Here is a 19209-nt window from a genome sequence, read left to right as displayed (position 1 = left end):
ATGCCTTTTAGTGTAAAACAACAAGAGTATTTCGAAAATGCTAATAAACGATGGAACTTTAAATCAGGCGCCACTCGTTCGGGTAAAACCTACATGGATTACTTTGTTATTCCTAAAAGGATCAGGGCGAGAATAGGAAAACCTGGTCTTGTAGTTATCTTAGGAGTATCTAAAGGAACCATAGAGCGTAACATCATAGAGCCCATGAGGCAAATATGGGGACCTAAACTTGTAGGTGAGATCAACTCAAAGAACATATGCCGTATGTTTGGTGAGGATGTTTATTGCTTAGGAGCTGAGAAAATTAGCCAGGTATCTAAGCTAAGAGGTTCTAGTATCAAATATTGCTATGGAGATGAGGTAGCAGATTGGAGCAAGGCAGTATTTGAAATGCTTAAATCTCGTCTCGATAAGCCTTATAGCTGCTTTGATGGAGCACTTAATCCACAGAACCCTACTCATTGGCTTAAAGAGTTTTTGGACTCTAATGCGGATATCTATTGTCAGCAGTACACGATATTCGATAATCCATTTTTAGATCCTAAATTCGTAGAGGAGCTCTGTAAAGAATACGAGGGTACTGTTTACTATGATAGATATATTAAAGGCTTATGGAAAAGAGCTGAAGGTGCAATTTATCGAAAGTTTGCGGATAACCCTAAAGCATTTTACTGTAAGATAGTAGATCATATTAGTGATGATATAGGCGTTAAGCAAATCCTAAAATCTTCAATTATGGAGATATGTGTAGGTGTAGACTTTGGTGGTAATAAATCAGGTCATGCTTTTGTGGCCACTGCTAAAACAAGAGGCTATAGAGATTTAATATTGCTTAGGTCAGAACGACATTTCGGAGAGCTACTCAGCGATGATCTAAACAATTTGCTTTTGGAGTTTATAGCCAAAGTATTAGCCGAGTATGGACCAATCGATTACGTGTACTGGGATAATGCAGAAACAGTCTTAGGAAGAGGTATTAAAAAGGCTATAGGTGATAAGTACCCAAGCATAACAGTAAGGCCAGCTATCAAAGATACTGTCAATGACCGTATTAGATGTACGACTATGCTCATGGGTTCAGCTAGATTTTGGTATTGTGATAACTGCCAAACTGCAAAGGAAGCTTTAAGTGATGCAGTATGGAATGAAAAAGAGCTAACCAAAGATGAAAGGTTAGACGATGGTAGTACTGATATTGATAGCTTAGATGCTATGGAATATACATTTGAAAGAAACATGAAACAGTTTATTAATTCATAACATTTCGTTTAATTTACATTTAGCGAATAGTTAATAACGATATATCAAGGCTTTGGCTAATTGCTAAGGCTTATTTTTATGTTTTGCTTTAAAAAGCACAGTAGAACTAAACAAATTGGAGGTGAGAAGCCTTGTTTGAGAAACTAAAAGAATTCATAGGAAAGGTGGTGAGAAGGTTGTTTCCGGTAAACAGTATCGAGAAAGCTTTAGGTGTTGAAATAGATCAAGATACGTTAATGAGTCAAGCTATAACGTTATGGGCTAATCTTTATGAGAATAAGCCACCTTGGCTAAGCAGTACAGTATCTACAATGGGATTACCTGCATCAATCTCGAATGAGATAGCAAGGCTCGTGACATTGGAACTTAAGAGCGAAGTAACAGGTGATAGCCAACGTGCTAAATACCTCAATGAACAGTACCAAAAGGTTATTAAGAGTATTAGACAATACACCGAGTACGCATGTGCTAAAGGTGGATTAGTATTAAAGCCGTATGTTGATGGTTCAAATATTAATGTCGAGTATGTTCAAGCGGATTACTTCTATCCAGTACGGTATGGATCAGATGGCACAATAACAGCAGCGGCATTCGTAGAGCAGAAGCAAGTAGTAGATAAGACTTATACCAGGTTAGAGTATCACGAGTTTGATGGTACAAAAGAACGTATAGTAAATAAGGCTTTTATTAGCAGTATGAAAGACTCACTCGGTAATGAGATAGCTCTTACCGCAGTAGATGAGTGGAAAGACCTCGAACCAGCAGCTAACGTAGAGAATATTGATAGACCTATGTTCGCTTACTTTAAAATTCCTATTGCTAACAATGTGGACACTTATTCTCCGCTTGGTCAATCAGTGTTTGGAAGGGCAATTGATTTAATCAAGGAGGCAGATAAGCAATACAGTCGTGGACTATGGGAATTTGAATCAGCAGAGAGGGCAGTAGATATCGACGTAACTGCCTTTAAGCGTGATGACAAGGGAAATCCTATAGTGCCAGAAGGTAAGGAAAGGTTGTTCAGAACACTGGATGCAGAAGCAAAAGAAACATTCTACGAACAATACTCACCGGAGATTAGAGACGAGAGTCACAACAGGGGACTTAATAAGTTACTTAGACTTATCGAGTTTAACTGTGGTTTGGCTTATGGTACTCTTTCAGACCCAGAGCAAGAAGCTAAGACAGCTACAGAAATTAAGCAAAGTAAGCAACGTTCTTACTCTACTGTAAGTGATATTCAGAAGAGCCTACAAAGTGCATTAGAGCATCTAGTATATATTATGGATGCTTATGCCACAGTTTATAAGTTATCAGCCGAAGGTGATTATGATACCTCTTTCGTTTGGGATGATAGCATCGTTGTGGATGCAGAAGCTGAGCGTATCAGAGATTTACAGGAATTGCGAGACGGTATCATGAGCAAGGTAGAGTATCGCATGAAGTGGTATGGTGAGGATGAAACTACTGCCAAGACTAAGATACAAGAGGCAAAGGGCGAGTCACAAGAAGATGATGATATTTTAGGATTTAATAAATGAGGAGGGGTTTAGATGCTTGCACCTTCTTACTTAGAATCATTACCAGTAGGAATAGTTGATATCTATTCGGATTTAGAATCATCGATAATAGCAGATATCTCTAGGAGAATAGCTGGTGTTGACGGTAAAGAATTTAGAATGACTGGTACCGCTGAATGGCAAATTAAAAAAGCTATGGAAATGCGGTTAAGCCAGGATGAAATAGCTAAACAAGTAGCAAGAGCATTAGGCAAGTCTACTAAAGAGGTTAAGCAGCTATTCAAGAATGCCGGAATAAAAGCCTTAGAAAGTGATGCTAAGATATATGCTCTAGCTGGTAAAGACCCGACAGAGTTTATGAACTCTATAGCATTAAATCAAACCTTACAAGCAGGTATAAAAAATACTAATGGACTAATGTCTAATTTCTGTAGAACCACAGCAAACACTTCCAATAAGCTTTTTGAGGATTTATTAGATAGAGCTTATTTAGAAGTTAATAGTGGAGCTTTTAGCTATCAACAAGCTATACAGAGAGCTATTAGAACGTTAGGTGTACAAGGCTTACAAACTATTAGATATCCAAGTGGACATACAGATCAAGTGGATGTAGCTGTTCGTAGGGCAGTAGTAACAGGAATCAATCAAACATGTGCTAGGCTTCAACTTGATCTAGCTAGTGAAATGGACTGTGACTTAGTAGAGGTTACTTCACACTTTGGAGCTAGACCTTCTCATGCTGATTGGCAAGGTGGTATTTATAGTATAAGTGGCAAGCATAGACATTATAAAGGCCTAGCAGAAGCTACAGGTTATGGTTCAGGTGATGGACTTTGTGGGTGGAACTGCAGACATAACTTCTATCCATTTTTTGAGGGGTTATCAGTGCCGCTAGGGAATCCTCACGATGCTAAAGAATCAGAGGAGTATTACAACAATACTCAAAAGCAAAGAGCATATGAGCGCCGAATAAGAAGTACTAAAAGGCAGGTAATAGCTTTGGAAAGTGCTATTAGTGTTGCTAAGGATAATGACTTGAAATCACTATTGCAAAAAGATTTCACTGCTAAATCTGTTAAACTCAAGCAACAAGAACAGCAGCTCAAGGATTTCATAAAAGAAAGTAATATGCCTTTAAGAAATGATAGGATTAAAGTAAGTGGTTTTGGAAAGAGCCAAGCGCAAAAAGCCACTATTGCAGCTAAGAAAGAGATTTTGGGAAAAACTAAGGAACTAGAAAAACTCAAGGACTTACAACCTCCAATGAGAGAAAGGCATTATTTACAGTCCATCAACAAACATTCTAGTGCTAAAACAGATAATACCATCATAATGCCACATATTAATGTCGATAAAGATATTGAAGATATTAAGAAAGGACTATATACTAGAGTAAATGAAGAGTATACAGTAAATGGAAGGACTTATAAGTACCATGGAAATCGTCTATATCCAGTTAAAGGTGATGGATTTATCACGTTAAGTAGAAATGAGTACAAGTGGTTACAAAAAATAAAACTAGAGAAAGATAATCCTAGGCTTAATGAGTTCTTACGTGGCATGGGAGCAACAGACAATGATATCAAAAGGCTGACAAATATATTAAAACAAGGAGGCGTATTGTAGTGGATAGCAGAGAGATATTTAGTAAAAATAAAATAAGTAATGAGCAGCTAACCTCTGCAATTACATCTGTTTATGGCATAAGTAGCGATGAGGTATTATTTGTAGAGGTAGCAGATGATTGGTTAAAGAAAGAGGATCATAAGTTCATTATTGAATACAATGGACAACTAAGTAATGAGGACGACGAACATCCTAAATATCATTATTGTGATATATGGTATAAAGATAATAGCGCTCATGATAAGCTAAAGGATTTAGAGAAGACATTAGGAGAAAATGTAATAATTACTATAGACTAAAATAGCACTTATTCAAATTAGATGGATAGGTGCTATTTTTATGCGAAGAAAAGAGGTTAGATGTATGAAGGATAATAAGTTATTATCACATGATGTGAAAAAAGTTGTTATTTATGATGAAGAACAGCAAAAAGAGGTGGCAGTAATAACAAAAGAATTAATTACTACTGCCAATGAAAACATTGTAGTTAAAGTAATATTTAATGATTAGTATTTAGTATCTATAGGTGGGCAAGGATCATTTCCATAACTATCCTTATCTCTAATTTTGCCATCACGGCCATGAATTATTAATTCAGTTTTTTGGCCTTTAGCAAGATCACGACCATAATCAATAGCTTGTTGTTGGGTAGGGAAAACTTTTGTAGCTTTTGTACTTCCCTCAGATTTTACCTGCCAACCATCTTGATGTGGTGTTATATGTTGATTTGGCATAATATCACCTCGCTTTCTCTTCAGTATTTCAGCTCTGCCAAGCTGATAAATGTATTATAGTATAAGAAAATTAAATATTATGTCGTATTAAGGCGTTAGATAAATCTTAAGGGAAAAGCAGGAATTGAAAGGGCCTCGCTGAGTAACTTCTATCTAGCGCCTTTTATTATGTAATAAAATACAAAAAATGGTCAGATGATTAGACCTAAAACGGTCATCACTAATGGTCGGTGATTACAGACCTAAAACAATCAAAGGAGTGAAAAGAAATGAAAACAGAAGATTTAAAGGCACAGGGATTAACAGAGGAACAGATTAATTTCATCATGGCTGAGAACGGTAAAGACGTCAATGCCGTTAGAGCTAAATTAACAACAGCAGAAACTGAAAGAGATACGTATAAACAGCAAGCAGAAGATGCACAAAAAGAAATACAAGGCTATAAGGATATGGATATTGAGGGCATTAAGCAAGCGGCTACTAATTGGGAAACCAAGTACAATACTGACTTACAAGCTTTACAGACTAAGTTAGACGAGCAACAAAGAGATTTTGCAATGAAAGAGTATATTGGCACTTACAACTTTACTAGTGAGCTTGTAAAAGAAGCCGTACTCGCTCAATTAAAGGCAAAAGACTTTAAGCTAGACAATGGCAAGTTCTTAGGTGCAGACGATTTCATGGCAGAACTCAAGACTGCTAATCCTACAGCATTTGCCGAGGAGGATATTAAAAAACCTCCTACAATTACATTACCAGGAGTAAAAACTCCACCAGCAGGTAAAAAAATTACCATGACTGAGCTAATGGCACTTAAAAACGCTAACCCAGACATGGATATCACCCCATATTTATAAAATAAAAGGAGGAATAGAAAATGGGAGTATTAGACGGAAAGATTTTTAATAGTACAGTTTTTGAAGCATACAAGGAAAGAACACCTCACCTTAGAAGAAATGAGCTGCTAAAAAGTGGTGCATTAGTGAATGATGATAAAGCTAAAGCAGCTATGTCAGCACAAACTGGTACAAACTATTCTACTGAACACATCAAAGGATCTATTGAAAAAGGAACACAAAACTATGACGGTGGCACAGACATTACTTCTCAAAGAAGTAAAACGCTTGCACAGGGTAAAGTTGTTGTAGGTCGTGCAGATGCATGGACAGAAGAGGACTTCACATACGATATCACAAGTGGTGAGGACTTCATGCAAAACATTGCAGAACAGGTAGGAGAGTATTGGGATGATGTAGATCAAGATACACTTATCAGTATTCTTAAAGGTATCTTTAACATGACTGGTACAGAGAATGTTAAGTTTGTTACTAATCACACATATGACATTACAGCTGAAGCTACAAACAATACGTGTGATGCTACAACTCTTAACAGCGCAACTCAAAAAGCTATGGGAGATAAGAGAAAAGAGTTTGCTATGGCTATTATGCATTCTGTAGTAGTTAAGAACTTAGAGAATATGAAAGTTCTTGATTATCTCAAATACACAGATAAAGACGGTATCGAGCGTTCACTTACTATAGGAACCTTAAACGGTCGTCTTGTATTAGAAGATGATGGAATGCCTATGATGAAATATGCTACTACAAAAGGAGCGTATAAAATTGCAGTAGGAACAGCAGGAGCAACAGGAGAAAAACTTGGTATTGAGTTTATGGGTAAAAACTTCGAGTACACTGTAGCAGCCGCTGACGATACAGCAACTAAACAAGCTACTGCAATTGCAGCAATCCTTAACGCTGATGCAGATATCACAGCAACATCAACAACAACGAATGTGACAATTTCAGCTACAAATGCCTTAACTGATGTGGCAACAGCTACACCAGAACTTACAATTGCAAGTGGTGCTACTTTAGTAGCTACAGCATCCGAAACAACTGCAACAGTTACTGTAGATGCTTATGTGTCTTATGCGTTAGGCAAAGGCGCTATAAAATACGCTGACTGTGGCGTAAAAGTGCCAAGTGAAGTATACAGAGACCCATCTACAAATGGTGGAGAAGATACACTCTACAGCAGACAAAGAAAAATGTTTGCACCTAAAGGTATTTCATTTACCAATAGTGCAATCGTATCGCCAACAGATGCACAGCTTGAAAATGGCGCTAATTGGTCATTAGCTGCATCAACAGATGGTACTGTAGTATTCCCACACAAAGCTATCCCAATTGCTAGAGTAATCTCTAGGGGATAATGAAAGGCGGTGCTATATGGCATACGCAGATTATAGTTTTTATAAAACTGAATATGCAGGTTCTATGGTTCCCGAGGCTGACTTTCCAAGGTTAGCCTCACGTTCCAGTGAGTATATTGACAGTGTTACCTTTGACAGACTTGTAAATGACGAAACGCTTATCTCTGATAAGGTTAAGAAAGCGTGTTGCGCCTTAGCTGAACTTACTTACAGTTACGAACAGTCAAGCCAAGAGGGTGATATGCAAAAGGTATCTGAGAAAGTCGGAGAGTACAGCGTACAATATGCAGCAGCTACGGATAAGAGTGGTCATGTTCTTAATATTAACGAGAAAAAGCATACACTAGCAAAGCAGTATTTAGCTCATACAGGCTTAATGTATAGGGGGTGGTAGTTTGTATACGAATGCAAATATCACCCTCTACAATAAGTATTATGATGCTACAACTAGGCTAGATAAGTGGAAACGTACTCAAATTAAAGGTGTATTCTGGGATAACTGCAAAGGTGCTAACGTGAAAAAAAGCGGTATGGAGACAGCCGATAGCGTGGTTGTTTTTATACCACTTAATATTAGTGGCTATGTAGACCCAAAAAGCTATACAGGAGCAGAAGGTACCTGGACACTTAAGCCAGGAGATAAGATATGTAAAGGTTTAATAGACCAGGACTTTACTAAGATTACTGATCTAGAAAAAGCTCATGATGATGTACATGACATTACCAAAGTTGATAAAAAGGACTTTGGTAGCGCTAATATGCGTCACTGGGAAGTGGGTGGGGCTTAATGGATATAAATGTTCGTATGCAAGTCTATGATATTAATGCCTCAGTACTTCAAAGGGGGCTAGATGTCGGGGGAAGAGTACAAAAATTTCTAGATAGTGAGGTATTAAGAACAACCGAGCCTTATGTACCTTTTGACTTTGGTAAACTTAAGCAGAGTGGTATAACTGGCACCGTAATAGGTAGTGGTAAAGTGGTATATAACAGCGTGTACGCTAAGTATCTATACTACGGTAAGGTTATGGTTGGTGAGCAATCTCATTCCCCATGGGCGAGGGCAGGTGAAAGGAAGGTAGTAACTGAAAAAGACATTACTTTTCACAACGGAGATTCTAGACGGGGCAGCTTTTGGTTTGAGAGGTCTAAGGCTGACCACTTAACTCAATGGGTAAATGGAGCTGCACAGATAGCAGGAGGTAGATCATGACAATATTAGAAAGCATAAGAAATTATTTTTGCTCTTGTCCACTGCTTAAAGAGGGAGCCTTAAACGTTGATTATCTTGGTAATGGATTTAACTATAACATTGACTCAATCCCCACTAATCCTATCTTGCAAAAATACGCAGATGGAGGCGCAAAAAAGCAATTTACTTTTATATTTCAAAGTAGAGAAGCTTGGGGAAATGACACTTTATCAAATCTAGATAACAACGGATTCTATGAACAATTAGGTGAGTGGATAGAGACAAATAACAAAAATAAATTTCTACCTACTATGGAAGAAGGGAAAATACCTTTTAAAGTACAACTTTTAACATGCGGGTACTTAATGAGTAATACGGCTGATTCAGGTATCTATCAGATTCAAGCAAGGTTAATATATTTAGAATTATAAAGGAGGAGTTTAAATGAAATTAGTAGCAAGAGAAGACAAGGTTTTATTTTATGGTGTACCAAGTGGAAGTAGTGGTAGCGTAACTTACGCTTACAAAAGGGCACAAGGCTTTACAGATGCAAGTAAAAGTCATAATCCAGTAGAGTACAACCGTAGATATGTGGATGAAAAAGCAGCTAGGACAAATGTAGTTGGGTATGAGCCTTCTATCGCGTTTGCCTTTGATCAAATTCTAGATAATGATGTACACGAGGATATTGTGGGTATTATTGATGGAGAGAAGATTAACGATGAGGCTACAAGACCTTTAATCATGGTTGACCTAACTACTAAAACGGGTGACGCTGGAAGTGAAACCTATACAGGATATAAGAGAGACTTTTCTATTATTCCAAGTTCAGAAGGTGGTTCTACAGATGCTTACACGTACTCAGGAGACTTTAAAGCCAATGGTGAAGTTATCACAGTTACAGGTACATTAAGTGCTGATGGTCTTACATTTACACCAAGTGTTTAATATTAGAAAGAGAGGTATAACCCTATGAAAATAAATGATGTAGAATTAAATTTCGATGTAATGGATGCAGTACAGTTAGAAAATTATGAGGCTGCTTTATTAAAAGTAAAAAATACTAATCCAGCTAAAGGGTTAAATGCTTCAGGAAGAATTAAGGAACAATGTAATGTTGTAAAAACTTTCTTTAATGAAGCATGTGGAGCAGGTACAGCTGAAAAGCTCTTTGGTGATAGTGTTAATTACCGCACCCATTATGAAGCTTTTGAGAGCTTCGTAAATCAAATTGGTGAGGAAACCAAAAAAGAGCAGAAGGCTATGGATGATCGTGTAGCTAAATATACCTTAAATCGTGCTCAGCGTAGGGCTAAAAAGTAATGAATATGCTTGTAGATTTATTACCTCATGAAGTAGAGATAGACACTCTTAAATATCCAATTAATACGGATTTTAGAGTGTCTATTCTTTTTGAGGAATTGATGCAAGATAAAGATGTTCCTAAGGAAGAAAAGCTTGATTTAGCCATTAATCTTTATTACAAGCACAAACCACATGATAAGGCCCAAGCAGTAGATAGGCTACTTTGGTTTTATAGATGTGGTAAACAACTCGAGCAAAAATCAAGTAGTAGCAAAGCAGATCATAAAGCTATTTACTCTTACGAGCATGACGATGAGTATATCTATTCTGCTTTTCTACAACAGTATAATATTGATTTACAAGATGTTGAGGAATTGCACTGGTGGAAGTTTAAAGCTTTGTTTAAGAGCCTAAAAGATTGTAAGATAGTTGAGATTATGGGTTATCGTGCTATGAAAATAGATGCCAAAATTCCTAAGTCTCAAAAAGAATACTATCAAAGAATGAAGAGACTTTATAAATTACCAGATAACAGATCTGAAGAAGAGAAGGAACAAGCGATTGTAAACGTCTTCTCTTCTTTATTTTAGGGGGGTCATATGAGAAAATGGTATATATGTCCTCATTGTGGTCAAAAATTGCTGCAGTATGAGGACAACGATGCAAAAAGCAAAGGCACGTATTTAAAGTGCAAAAAATGTAAAAAGGAAATTGAAATAAAAATAGCTACAAAGAGCCAATGAGCCAGTAGCCACATAAAGGTGGTGATGGCATGGCAGACGGTTCTATTATTATTGATACCCAGTTAAACAACAAAGGTTTTAAAGATGGACTTAACGGATTAAAAGGGTTAGCAGATAAAGGGCTAGGGGGACTTAAAGATTTAGCTGCTGGAGTAACTAAAACTATAGCTGCAGTAGGAGCAGCATTAGCAACTGCAGCAGGCTTTGCAATCAAGGCAGGTATAGAGTTTGAGAGTGCTTTTGCTGGTGTTAAAAAGACTGTAAATGGAACAGAGGAACAGCTTGCGAGCTTAGAAGGTGCTATTCGGAACATGGCTAAGGAAATGCCCCAGTCTGCAGCTGAAATAGCAGGAGTAGCAGAAGCTGCCGGACAGTTAGGTATAAGCATAGATAAGATAGATAGCTTTACTAAGACAATGGTTCAATTAGGTGATGCTACAAACTTATCTAGTGAAGAAGCAGCTACTAGTCTAGCAAGACTAGCTAATATTACAGGAATGAGCCAGGACGATTTTGATAAGCTAGGAAGTACAATTGTAGCACTAGGTAATAATTTAGCTACTACAGAGTCAGAAATTACTGCTATGAGCTTAAGACTTGCAGGAGCAGGTAAACAAGTGGGTATGAGTGAGGCACAAATCTTATCTCTAGCCGGAGGTTTATCTTCTGTAGGTATAGAGGCGGAAGCTGGTGGTAGCGCATTTAGTAAAGTAATGTCTGATATGGCATTAGCGGTAGAGACAGGTAACAGCTCTTTAGGTCAATTTGCAGCAGTAGCAGGCATGAGCAGTGAGCAGTTTAAAAAGGCATTTAAAGATGATGCTGCTGGTGCAATAATGAGCTTTATCCAAGGCTTAGGAACTGCTGAGGATAGGGGAATAAGTGCTATTAAAGTGCTTGATGACATGGGTATCACAGAGATAAGGCTTAAGGATGCACTCTTGAGAGCTAGTAGCGCAAGTGATGTGTTTGCTAAATCTATGGATATTGGTAACACAGCATGGTCTGACAATTCAGCTTTGGCCAAGGAAGCCAGTGCTAGATATGCCACAATGGAAAGTCAAATTGGTATCTTAAAGAATAAGGTAACTGATCTTGGTATTACATTTTATAAGGACCTAAACAATCCACTCACGGAGATTGTAAAGACCGCAAATGATATGTTAGATCAACTTGCAGAGGCTTTTGAAAAAGGCGGATTAGAGGGTCTAGTTGTAGCACTAGGCGATGTGTTTAGTGAGGTAGTTGTACAAGTGGCTGCAGCAGCACCTAAAATGATTGAAGCAGCATCTAACTTGATTCAATCATTTATACAGGGATTAAGTGATAATTTGGAGACTATATCAAGTGCCGCTATAGAAATGGGGATGTCTCTTGTAAGAGGAATAGGTGAAATTATACCAAAGCTTTTGGAGTTAGGTGTAGATATTATTAAAGCTTTAGGTAAAGGGATACAAGAGAATATTGCAGAGATAGTTGGTATAGCAAAAAATATTATAATGTCTTTGGTAGACTCTTTTGTACAAATTATGCCTACACTGTTACAAACAGGCCTAGCCATTATTCTGGAACTTGGTAAGGGAATTGCTGAAGCATTGCCTAAGTTAATACCTACAGCAGTAGAGACCATATTAAATTTTATAGATTATCTATTAGAAGATGATAATATAGATGCATTAATTGATTGTGCCGTAGAAATTATATCTGCATTAGCTGATGGTATTGTTAAATCTATACCTATTTTGGTTGAAAAAGCGCCAGAAATTATAGTTGCATTAGCTGATGCTTTAATTAAGGCAGCTGTAAAATTAATAGAGTGTGCTGATGAAGTTATGAACAAGTTCAAAGAAGGCATTATGGAAATAGACTGGGCTGGAGTAGGCAAAGATATTATAGATGAAATAGGCGAAGGGATACTTGGGGCAGGACAAGATTTGCCGGGAATATTGGCGAAGGGTATAAGGCTAAACTTGAAGCAGTTTGGGCTTATAGGCTTGCTCGCCGATAAAGGATTAGATGCATTAGGGATTGGAAAAGATACAATCGACTCTACATTGCATAAATCTTCTAGTGGTAGATATCATGGAGGTAAGGGAGCTTCATTTGATAAACCTTCTAGTAATGAGCCTCTTGATTTAACCGAATACGACAAGAATGCTCAAGGCTACTTAAAACACATTCAGGACATCATGGACCAAGGCGCAAAGGAATACCAAGAAAAGATTGAGGAAAAGGCAAAAGAGAATCAAGAAGCAATAGATCAAGCAGCTAACGATGCGGCCTTAAAGTTAAATGACGCTAGCGAGGAATACGCTAGGCTAGAACAAGACTTAGAAGTTAAACGCTCAGAGGAGTACTTAGCACTAAAGGAAAAGTTATCTGCAGAGGAACTAAAGCAGCTTGAAAAGGAACTAGCAGAAAAAGAAGCTATAGGAGTTGCTAGAGTACAAAAAGCCTATAACAAGTATATTGCCATCGAAAAAGCTAAAGTAACAGAGAAAGAAAAGGCTATAAGTGATTTAGAAGCTAAGCTAGATAAACAGAATAAAGCTATGTCGATAGCTAGTGAGTCTAAGGATTTAGAGGGCGCATACAGGGTATTAGCTAAATTGGAAATTGAGTTGATGGAGGACTTAGATGAAGAAACTAAGGCCCAAAAACTTAAGGACATAGAAGCTAAAGCTAAGAGTGTAACAGAGAAAGAATTGAATGCATTGGCTGAGTCTAATCAAGCTAAGTTAGAGTTAACTAAGCAAGGCTTAGAAGATGAAAAGGCATTACAAGAGCAATACGTTAAGAATTATGAAAGTACCTATTCAGGAATGATCTCAGCTTATGAAAATGCATATCAAACTATCATGAGTAAACAAACTTCACTTGAAGAGAAGTTTAAGGCTTTTGGAGATTTATTCGATAAATTTACAGAGCAAAATGACAAGGGTGAAGATGTCGAATTCATGAAGCTTGGTGATCTAAAAGATGATATAAATCAACTTACCTTATTTGGTAAAGGACTAGATGCACTTAAACAAAAAGGGGCAAGCCAAGATTTCTTAGAGACGATCACCAATATGAACATGGAAGATGCTTTAGACTTTACTGAATTGCTATTAGCACAATCAGATAAGGACTTTCAAAGTTATTTATCTCTTTGGGAAGAAAAGCAGAAACTAGCCGGAGAGTTAGCTAGTGGCTTCTACAAGGATGAGTTTGACACACTCAAAACTGAGTTTACTGATAAAGTAAATGATGAGCTTGGATTGATGCCGGATGAAGCGCAAAAGATAGGTCAAGATACGGCTAGTAAATTAGCTGAAGGACTTAGAAGTGGCGTCGATATGGTTCGTGGTGCAGTAGGTGAGTTGGTGGCACAAATGCAAGCAGCAGTAGCAGGCGAAACAGCTTCTATCGGTGCTAATCTTTCTACGAGCAGTAATGTTACACAAAATGTAAATACTAAAGACAATGGTGTTATAGGCGCCTTAAGTGCTATATATGGTGCTTTGACAGAAGAAGTAGGGGCTCCTATTATTGTTAATATGAATGCAGATAAAGTAGGAGAAGGTTCTGTAGATGGTATGTTAAGGGAACTTAGGAGAAGAGGGGTGACTTTTGATGTTGATTAAAATTGGTAGTTTAGACTTAACTGATATAGTGGCGTACGAAGTCACTCATAAAGACATCACTAAAGAAGTTAAGAATAGCTTAGGGGATACGTTTATTTACGTACTAGGCGAAAAAGTAATACTTAAAATAGGACTTGGTGCATTAGACCAAAGTAAAATGAATGCTTTAATGACCGCACTTGGAAGTATAACGGTTACAGTAGAGTTTGTTGATACCGATGGCATAACTAAGACTAAGACCATGAAACGACCTGACAGGATAACACCTATTAGGTCGTTTTTAGATTCTAAGGCTTACTGGGATGAGAGCAGTATAACACTTACAGAATTATAAGGAGGTAGCATGATAACTACAACTGAAGCTTTTAAACAAGCCATAAAAGCTAATGTGGTTAAAGCAAGAGCTAGGGTAGTGTTTAATTATGCTACCCCTCTTACTATTGGCCAAGAAAAAATAATTAATATTAATGTCATGCAAAGAGGCGAGATTGCTTTAGGTTGTTTGCAAGATGACAAGATTAATTTAGAGTTAAAGGCTGATGCACTTACAAGTGAGCAATATGGTCAAGAGGTTACAGTAAAAGTATACCTAGGATGTGTGGTCAATAGCATAAATGAATTTGTGTGTATCGGCACTTTCAAGCCAACTAGATGGCAAAAAAGTGGTTATATCATATCACTAGAGTTAGGTTCTAACATACCTACTAAAAATATAACTGAGATACTAGCAGCTCAAAACGTGTTGCTAAGTGACTATATAGTATCTGCTATCAGTAAGCTTATGTGCGAAACAATTACTATAGGTTCTATTGTAGACGGAACGCTAGGCAGCACATATCTGTATTATAAAACAGTAAAAGAGCAACTAAAGGCTTTTGCTTTTGCTACAGGTGGTATTATGAGATATCGCGAGAATCTAGAGCTTATGCCTTATAAGTTTAGTACACCAGTGGCCGTTTATAAAGAGGATTCAGGTGAAATGATACTAGATAAAAGTGGTAACAGTACAGACTTAGTAACTACTAAGCAGAATTATAACTTAGTACGTAGCGTGTTTACTAAAGAAGAGGATACCACTCTTTACAGTGCTACTTCTATACGAGTTACTGGGGAGCATATACCACATGAATTTAGTTTTGGTAGTCCTGGATTACTTAGTTTTGTTATGTTCAAAAACTATAATACGTCATTTAGTAACCTTAAATATGGATTGTTTGGTGGAAGTATAAATCTAAGCTCTGGGTATACAGAGGGTTCAGCTAAATATATAGACTTTTCTATTATAGGGACAAAAATTATATCTACTGCTATAGCAGCTGTAGACGATAATGTAACTTATCTTAGCAATCCTTACATCCAAACCTCTGAGCAAGTTAATGCGTTAAGTCTTGATATCTATAATGGTGAGAAGTATAGTTTTAAAAGTCGCATAGATCCCAGCTTGCAAGTCGGCGATACTATTACAGTGTATGATGTAGGGGATATGCTTGTAACATCTCTTAACTATAAATTTGATGGAGGGTTATCGGGTACCATAGAGGGGGTGCTTAAACCATGAGTGAGATAGATATTAGTCTAACATGGGTCGCAAGTTCAAAAGTTACAGAAATATCTGGGGGATATTCTCTTAATGGGGGAAATATAGAAGCAGATATAACATTAGACACTACACAACAAAATACAAAATATGGATTTATATTTATAGTTACTGATCTCATAGAAGCCGAAAACTACATGGAATTAGTTGCATATGGAGAAGATGGGTTATATCTTAATAACACTAGAGTACACATGCCAATTACGAGTGTTCACGTAGGAGAAGTTACTTGGAAGTATATTACATTCCCTAAAAAAGTAACTCGCTTTGAGTTTAGATTCTATGGGAAGTATGACGTTACAGCCATGCAGTTATTTGCTGTTACAGAAGCAACAACCGTTAATGTGGCCACTTATGAAAATACAGGTATTGTTAAGCCGGAACAAGAGAAAGGTATATACGTAGAAGCTGATGGGCGTATAGGTGTAAATGCTAGTAAGGTTATAGATAATACTCTTAAAACTACCTCTAAAACCGTCACAGGAGCAATTAATGAGGTTTTTCAATCTGCCGCTAACAGTAATTTATCGCATAAAGCGGTTATACTTCAAAAAGGCGGCACAGTAACACAATCTGGGGCAGTACCCACAGATACAGAAATCAATAATGGTATTTTAAGCATTCCACAAAACGAGACAATTAACAAAATAGAGGGTATAACAAGATTTGCTCCTACATTATGTGCTAAGTTTTTTCAGACAGAGATGGTATATGACTCTATAACGGAAGTAAGCTTAACGGATTATATGGTTAGAAATGAGGGCAGAGATAGTGAATGGGCGGCTGATTTTTTGACAAGTATATTTGTAAGTGCGTATAGTTACAACACGTATGAATATAACAGTTTTGTATATAAAGATGTGGTATACAAGGAACAAGTTTTTAAACCAGAGAGTGGCTCTAAATATTTTTTCAGGTTATTACAATACTATGAAGGCCTCGTATATAAAAGCAAGTTACAAGTCATAGAGTCCTATCATAGAGGTACCGTAGGATACAAAAAAACTTCTGACGATTTGTACAAATGTGAAATTGACCAAGACTCACTAGATCACACGTATACCTTGTTAAGTCCAATCACATACAAAAATGAGCATTGTATATATATAGCTGGATATCCAAATAGTTTATCTTTTAAATACAGTGGAAGATGGTATACTTTACAATCTCCGTGGTGCAATGAAGATATTGCATTAGATAGTTCGCCAGTTACAGGATTACAAACTAATCAAGCGATAGAAATAGATGGCTATATCCACACAGTAGGGCTTACAGCGCAAAAAACATACAGAGTTAGTAATGTCAAAACAGGAAGGTACAGATTAATAGTAGCTCTTAATGCACAGATAGGAGTGATAATAGAATGATTGATATAAATACGATAATAACTAGAACGGATTATATAATAAAGTACACAAGCCCAGAAGACTACCTTACTAAACTGGCAGAAACATTAGGTAAACCGTTTATATCTCTTACTTATAATTCAAACCCTTGTACTGGAATAGACTTAGGTAATAATATTGCTATAGTTCTAAGGAGTGCAAATGGAGATATATATTGTGGCACATTTAACCCAGACACACTGCTATTTGACAGTAGGGAGCCATTAACGGTTTTATCAACCACAGGGGGTACTTTTGGACTTGTAAAATATGCTTCTAATAAAATGGTAATTTATTCTGGCAACATCGGTACGGCAGTATTTGTAAATTACCATTTAGACAAATGGGGGTTGATAAATTTTTATGGTAGTAGTGTTTATAGATTAAATGTTGCAGGAGTTAGTTACAACTTGTCAAACATAACAATAAAAGATGATTTGCGAAACGCGTACTTGATTCCGCACACGGTAGATACAGTATGCGATAATCTTTTTGCCGTATCACCGTCTATTGCTTTTTATGTGGGTTTGGCATTTCCATTATTTTTCGAGGTAGAGGGCGTAGCAATGGGGATGAAAGGTAATATGGCTTTTTGTTTGTAAAAAATTAAAATAGTATTGCAAGATACAGAAAAGCATCCGAGAGGGTGTATTTTTTATGTTCAAAAAAAGGAGGATTTGTATGGAAAAAATATTAGGACAAGGATTTATAACGGCTATTGGAGGAGGATTTATATATTTATTTGGTGCATGGGATATTGCATTCCAAGTTCTCGTAACGTTAGTCGTTATAGACTATGCTACAGGTGTAATGGTTGCGTACCTTAACCGTAAACTAAGTAGCCAATTAGGAATTCGTGGGGTATTTAAAAAGATCGCAATACTTACAACAGTAGCAGTAGCAGTATTAATAGACAGGGTTATGGGTACAGATGTGTTAAGATTAGCTACTATTTTCTGTCTATGTGGTAATGAGGGGATTAGTTTATTGGAGAATTTAACTAAGCTAGGGGCACCTATTCCACAGAAGCTAGTAGACGCACTTATTCAGCTAAGAGGGAAGGGGGATAAAGAAGATGGAAATAAAACTACTAACAATTAACCAATATAGCCGACCAGGTAAGAAAATGGGCCCTATTAAAAATATAGTGATTCATTGGGTAGGTAATGCTGGCTCCAGTGCTATGGCCAATAGGAATTATTTTGAGAGCTTAAAGGAAAAGAAATTTTTTGCCTCATCACACTACATTGTGGGACTTGATGGAGAAATCATACAGTGCATACCCGAGGATGAGATAGCTTATCATGCCAACAATGCTAACTCTTATAGCTTAGGTATAGAAGTATGTCATCCGGATTGGATCGGTAAGTTCTCAGACGTGACTTACAAGGCTTTAATCGGGTTGTTAGCAGATTTATGTAAGCGTTATAATCTAGAACCTACCACAGCGATTATAAGACATTATGATGTTACTAAAAAGCTATGTCCCAAGTATTACGTGGAGAACAATGGGGCATGGTTACAGTTAAAACAAGATGTAAAAGTTGCTATAGGGACAGAGGATACAGAGCTTAAGAAAGCTGCAGAGCTATTATATAAGCGAAACATTATATCAGTACTTAGTGCATGGGCAGATATGTCTAAATTTAAACTAGAATACGTACCAGGACTATTAAAGAATATGGGTGGTATAGATAGACTAGTAAAGGATAAAATCATTTCTGATAGGCTTCTATGGGAGTATAAGCAGTACAATGCTAATCACGTACGAGCTTTAATAATTAAGTATAGTAAACTAGGGTAGGGCCAAAAGCCTTACCTTCTTTTTTTATGCCTAAAACGTAGATTTGTTTTACGATCACAAGCAAGCAATTGCGAATTTGCTAATAGTAAAATGTTGCATTTTTAGTACTAGTAATATAGTGGCTAGCATAAAATAGTAACACAGCTATCATATATGCAAAAAAGTTGACAATTGTAGAAAAAAATAATATAGTATTAAT

At 37.0% G+C, this 19209-nt stretch carries 23 protein-coding genes; 22 read left to right on the top strand and 1 reads right to left on the bottom strand.

What is annotated here, in order from left to right; all coding sequences use genetic code 11:
• From EKH84_RS15545 to EKH84_RS22145, 5 genes are all read left to right on the top strand, one after another.
• Positions 1–1260, top strand: a complete 1260-nt coding sequence (locus tag EKH84_RS15545; protein ID WP_127066995.1) for a terminase large subunit domain-containing protein — start codon at positions 1–3, stop codon at positions 1258–1260.
• A gap of 131 nt (positions 1261–1391) precedes the next feature.
• A complete protein-coding gene (locus tag EKH84_RS15540) occupies positions 1392–2801 on the top strand; it encodes a phage portal protein (protein WP_127066994.1) in 1410 nt (469 codons plus the stop codon).
• A 12-nt stretch (positions 2802–2813) separates the two neighbouring features.
• On the top strand, positions 2814–4406 hold the full coding sequence (locus EKH84_RS15535; protein WP_127066993.1) for a phage minor capsid protein: 1593 nt from the start codon (positions 2814–2816) through the stop codon (positions 4404–4406).
• On the top strand, positions 4406–4705 hold the full coding sequence (locus tag EKH84_RS15530) for a hypothetical protein (RefSeq protein WP_127066992.1): 300 nt from the start codon (positions 4406–4408) through the stop codon (positions 4703–4705). The genes EKH84_RS15535 and EKH84_RS15530 overlap by 1 nt, the downstream gene beginning before the upstream one ends.
• 64 nt (positions 4706–4769) lie before the next feature.
• Positions 4770–4916, top strand: coding sequence for a hypothetical protein (locus EKH84_RS22145; protein WP_013655852.1), 147 nt, complete (start codon positions 4770–4772; stop codon positions 4914–4916).
• On the opposite strand, the gene EKH84_RS15525 is transcribed toward EKH84_RS22145, so the two are convergent.
• Positions 4913–5140, bottom strand: a complete 228-nt coding sequence (locus tag EKH84_RS15525) for a DUF2188 domain-containing protein (RefSeq protein ID WP_013655853.1) — start codon at positions 5138–5140, stop codon at positions 4913–4915. The genes EKH84_RS22145 and EKH84_RS15525 overlap by 4 nt on opposite strands.
• Before the next feature lie 269 nt (positions 5141–5409).
• On the opposite strand from EKH84_RS15525, the gene EKH84_RS15520 reads away from it, so the two are divergent.
• The 17 genes from EKH84_RS15520 (at position 5410) to EKH84_RS15445 (ending at position 19010) form a co-directional block, all read left to right on the top strand.
• Positions 5410–5997, top strand: coding sequence for a phage scaffolding protein (locus EKH84_RS15520; protein ID WP_013655854.1), 588 nt, complete (start codon positions 5410–5412; stop codon positions 5995–5997).
• A 20-nt stretch (positions 5998–6017) separates the two neighbouring features.
• Positions 6018–7358, top strand: a complete 1341-nt coding sequence (locus EKH84_RS15515; RefSeq protein WP_127066991.1) for a phage coat protein — start codon at positions 6018–6020, stop codon at positions 7356–7358.
• A 16-nt stretch (positions 7359–7374) separates the two neighbouring features.
• Positions 7375–7752 carry a hypothetical protein gene (locus EKH84_RS15510; RefSeq protein WP_013655856.1) on the top strand — a complete coding sequence of 126 codons (378 nt, stop codon included), beginning with the start codon at positions 7375–7377 and terminating at the stop codon, positions 7750–7752.
• Between the two features lies 1 nt (position 7753).
• Complete coding sequence (locus EKH84_RS15505) at positions 7754–8146, top strand: DUF6751 family protein (protein WP_127066990.1); 393 nt, start codon at positions 7754–7756, stop codon at positions 8144–8146.
• Positions 8146–8571, top strand: coding sequence for a minor capsid protein (locus tag EKH84_RS15500; RefSeq protein WP_127066989.1), 426 nt, complete (start codon positions 8146–8148; stop codon positions 8569–8571). Before EKH84_RS15505 ends, EKH84_RS15500 begins: the two co-directional genes overlap by 1 nt.
• Positions 8568–8981, top strand: a complete 414-nt coding sequence (locus EKH84_RS15495; protein ID WP_013655859.1) for a hypothetical protein — start codon at positions 8568–8570, stop codon at positions 8979–8981. Before EKH84_RS15500 ends, EKH84_RS15495 begins: the two co-directional genes overlap by 4 nt.
• Positions 8982–8994: 13 nt before the next feature.
• Positions 8995–9498 (top strand): hypothetical protein, encoded by a 504-nt coding sequence (locus EKH84_RS15490; RefSeq protein ID WP_013655860.1) that lies wholly within the window; start codon positions 8995–8997, stop codon positions 9496–9498.
• A gap of 24 nt (positions 9499–9522) precedes the next feature.
• Positions 9523–9873 (top strand): DUF6673 family protein, encoded by a 351-nt coding sequence (locus EKH84_RS15485; RefSeq protein WP_127066988.1) that lies wholly within the window; start codon positions 9523–9525, stop codon positions 9871–9873.
• On the top strand, positions 9873–10445 hold the full coding sequence (locus EKH84_RS15480) for a bacteriophage Gp15 family protein (RefSeq protein WP_127066987.1): 573 nt from the start codon (positions 9873–9875) through the stop codon (positions 10443–10445). Before EKH84_RS15485 ends, EKH84_RS15480 begins: the two co-directional genes overlap by 1 nt.
• A 9-nt stretch (positions 10446–10454) precedes the next feature.
• Positions 10455–10598 (top strand): hypothetical protein, encoded by a 144-nt coding sequence (locus EKH84_RS22140; RefSeq protein ID WP_190283347.1) that lies wholly within the window; start codon positions 10455–10457, stop codon positions 10596–10598.
• Between the two features lie 29 nt (positions 10599–10627).
• Entirely contained in the window at positions 10628–14224 is a 3597-nt protein-coding gene (locus EKH84_RS15475; RefSeq protein ID WP_127066986.1) for a phage tail tape measure protein, read from the top strand.
• Positions 14214–14558 carry a hypothetical protein gene (locus tag EKH84_RS15470; protein WP_013655865.1) on the top strand — a complete coding sequence of 115 codons (345 nt, stop codon included), beginning with the start codon at positions 14214–14216 and terminating at the stop codon, positions 14556–14558. Before EKH84_RS15475 ends, EKH84_RS15470 begins: the two co-directional genes overlap by 11 nt.
• Before the next feature lie 9 nt (positions 14559–14567).
• Positions 14568–15782: a hypothetical protein gene (locus EKH84_RS15465; protein ID WP_127066985.1), complete on the top strand. Its 1215-nt coding sequence runs from the start codon at positions 14568–14570 to the stop codon at positions 15780–15782.
• Positions 15779–17188, top strand: coding sequence for a hypothetical protein (locus tag EKH84_RS15460; RefSeq protein ID WP_127066984.1), 1410 nt, complete (start codon positions 15779–15781; stop codon positions 17186–17188). Before EKH84_RS15465 ends, EKH84_RS15460 begins: the two co-directional genes overlap by 4 nt.
• Positions 17185–17808 (top strand): hypothetical protein, encoded by a 624-nt coding sequence (locus tag EKH84_RS15455; RefSeq protein ID WP_127066983.1) that lies wholly within the window; start codon positions 17185–17187, stop codon positions 17806–17808. The genes EKH84_RS15460 and EKH84_RS15455 overlap by 4 nt, the downstream gene beginning before the upstream one ends.
• A 79-nt stretch (positions 17809–17887) precedes the next feature.
• Entirely contained in the window at positions 17888–18307 is a 420-nt protein-coding gene (locus EKH84_RS15450) for a phage holin family protein (protein WP_127066982.1), read from the top strand.
• Positions 18282–19010, top strand: a complete 729-nt coding sequence (locus EKH84_RS15445) for a peptidoglycan recognition protein family protein (protein WP_127066981.1) — start codon at positions 18282–18284, stop codon at positions 19008–19010. The genes EKH84_RS15450 and EKH84_RS15445 overlap by 26 nt, the downstream gene beginning before the upstream one ends.
• The last annotated feature ends 199 nt before the right edge of the window (positions 19011–19209 follow it).

It is taken from the genome of Cellulosilyticum sp. WCF-2, from assembly GCF_003990395.1.
Taxonomy (GTDB): Bacteria; Bacillota; Clostridia; order Lachnospirales; family Cellulosilyticaceae; genus Cellulosilyticum; species Cellulosilyticum lentocellum.
Note: the sequence above shows the minus strand (reverse complement) of the source record. Positions and strands in the feature narration are given on the sequence as shown.

Coding starts and splice junctions, on each gene's coding strand:
- EKH84_RS22140 (WP_190283347.1), top strand. CDS start 10,455: ATGAGAAAATGGTATATATGTCCTCATTGTGGTCAAAAATTGCTGCAG.
- EKH84_RS15500 (WP_127066989.1), top strand. CDS start 8,146: ATGGATATAAATGTTCGTATGCAAGTCTATGATATTAATGCCTCAGTA.
- EKH84_RS15485 (WP_127066988.1), top strand. CDS start 9,523: ATGAAAATAAATGATGTAGAATTAAATTTCGATGTAATGGATGCAGTA.
- EKH84_RS15495 (WP_013655859.1), top strand. CDS start 8,568: ATGACAATATTAGAAAGCATAAGAAATTATTTTTGCTCTTGTCCACTG.
- EKH84_RS15470 (WP_013655865.1), top strand. CDS start 14,214: ATGTTGATTAAAATTGGTAGTTTAGACTTAACTGATATAGTGGCGTAC.
- EKH84_RS15455 (WP_127066983.1), top strand. CDS start 17,185: ATGATTGATATAAATACGATAATAACTAGAACGGATTATATAATAAAG.
- EKH84_RS15450 (WP_127066982.1), top strand. CDS start 17,888: ATGGAAAAAATATTAGGACAAGGATTTATAACGGCTATTGGAGGAGGA.
- EKH84_RS15445 (WP_127066981.1), top strand. CDS start 18,282: ATGGAAATAAAACTACTAACAATTAACCAATATAGCCGACCAGGTAAG.
- EKH84_RS15490 (WP_013655860.1), top strand. CDS start 8,995: ATGAAATTAGTAGCAAGAGAAGACAAGGTTTTATTTTATGGTGTACCA.
- EKH84_RS15520 (WP_013655854.1), top strand. CDS start 5,410: ATGAAAACAGAAGATTTAAAGGCACAGGGATTAACAGAGGAACAGATT.
- EKH84_RS15510 (WP_013655856.1), top strand. CDS start 7,375: ATGGCATACGCAGATTATAGTTTTTATAAAACTGAATATGCAGGTTCT.
- EKH84_RS15545 (WP_127066995.1), top strand. CDS start 1: ATGCCTTTTAGTGTAAAACAACAAGAGTATTTCGAAAATGCTAATAAA.
- EKH84_RS15480 (WP_127066987.1), top strand. CDS start 9,873: ATGAATATGCTTGTAGATTTATTACCTCATGAAGTAGAGATAGACACT.
- EKH84_RS15525 (WP_013655853.1), bottom strand. CDS start 5,140: ATGCCAAATCAACATATAACACCACATCAAGATGGTTGGCAGGTAAAA.
- EKH84_RS15460 (WP_127066984.1), top strand. CDS start 15,779: ATGAGTGAGATAGATATTAGTCTAACATGGGTCGCAAGTTCAAAAGTT.
- EKH84_RS15515 (WP_127066991.1), top strand. CDS start 6,018: ATGGGAGTATTAGACGGAAAGATTTTTAATAGTACAGTTTTTGAAGCA.
- EKH84_RS15475 (WP_127066986.1), top strand. CDS start 10,628: ATGGCAGACGGTTCTATTATTATTGATACCCAGTTAAACAACAAAGGT.
- EKH84_RS15535 (WP_127066993.1), top strand. CDS start 2,814: ATGCTTGCACCTTCTTACTTAGAATCATTACCAGTAGGAATAGTTGAT.
- EKH84_RS22145 (WP_013655852.1), top strand. CDS start 4,770: ATGAAGGATAATAAGTTATTATCACATGATGTGAAAAAAGTTGTTATT.
- EKH84_RS15465 (WP_127066985.1), top strand. CDS start 14,568: ATGATAACTACAACTGAAGCTTTTAAACAAGCCATAAAAGCTAATGTG.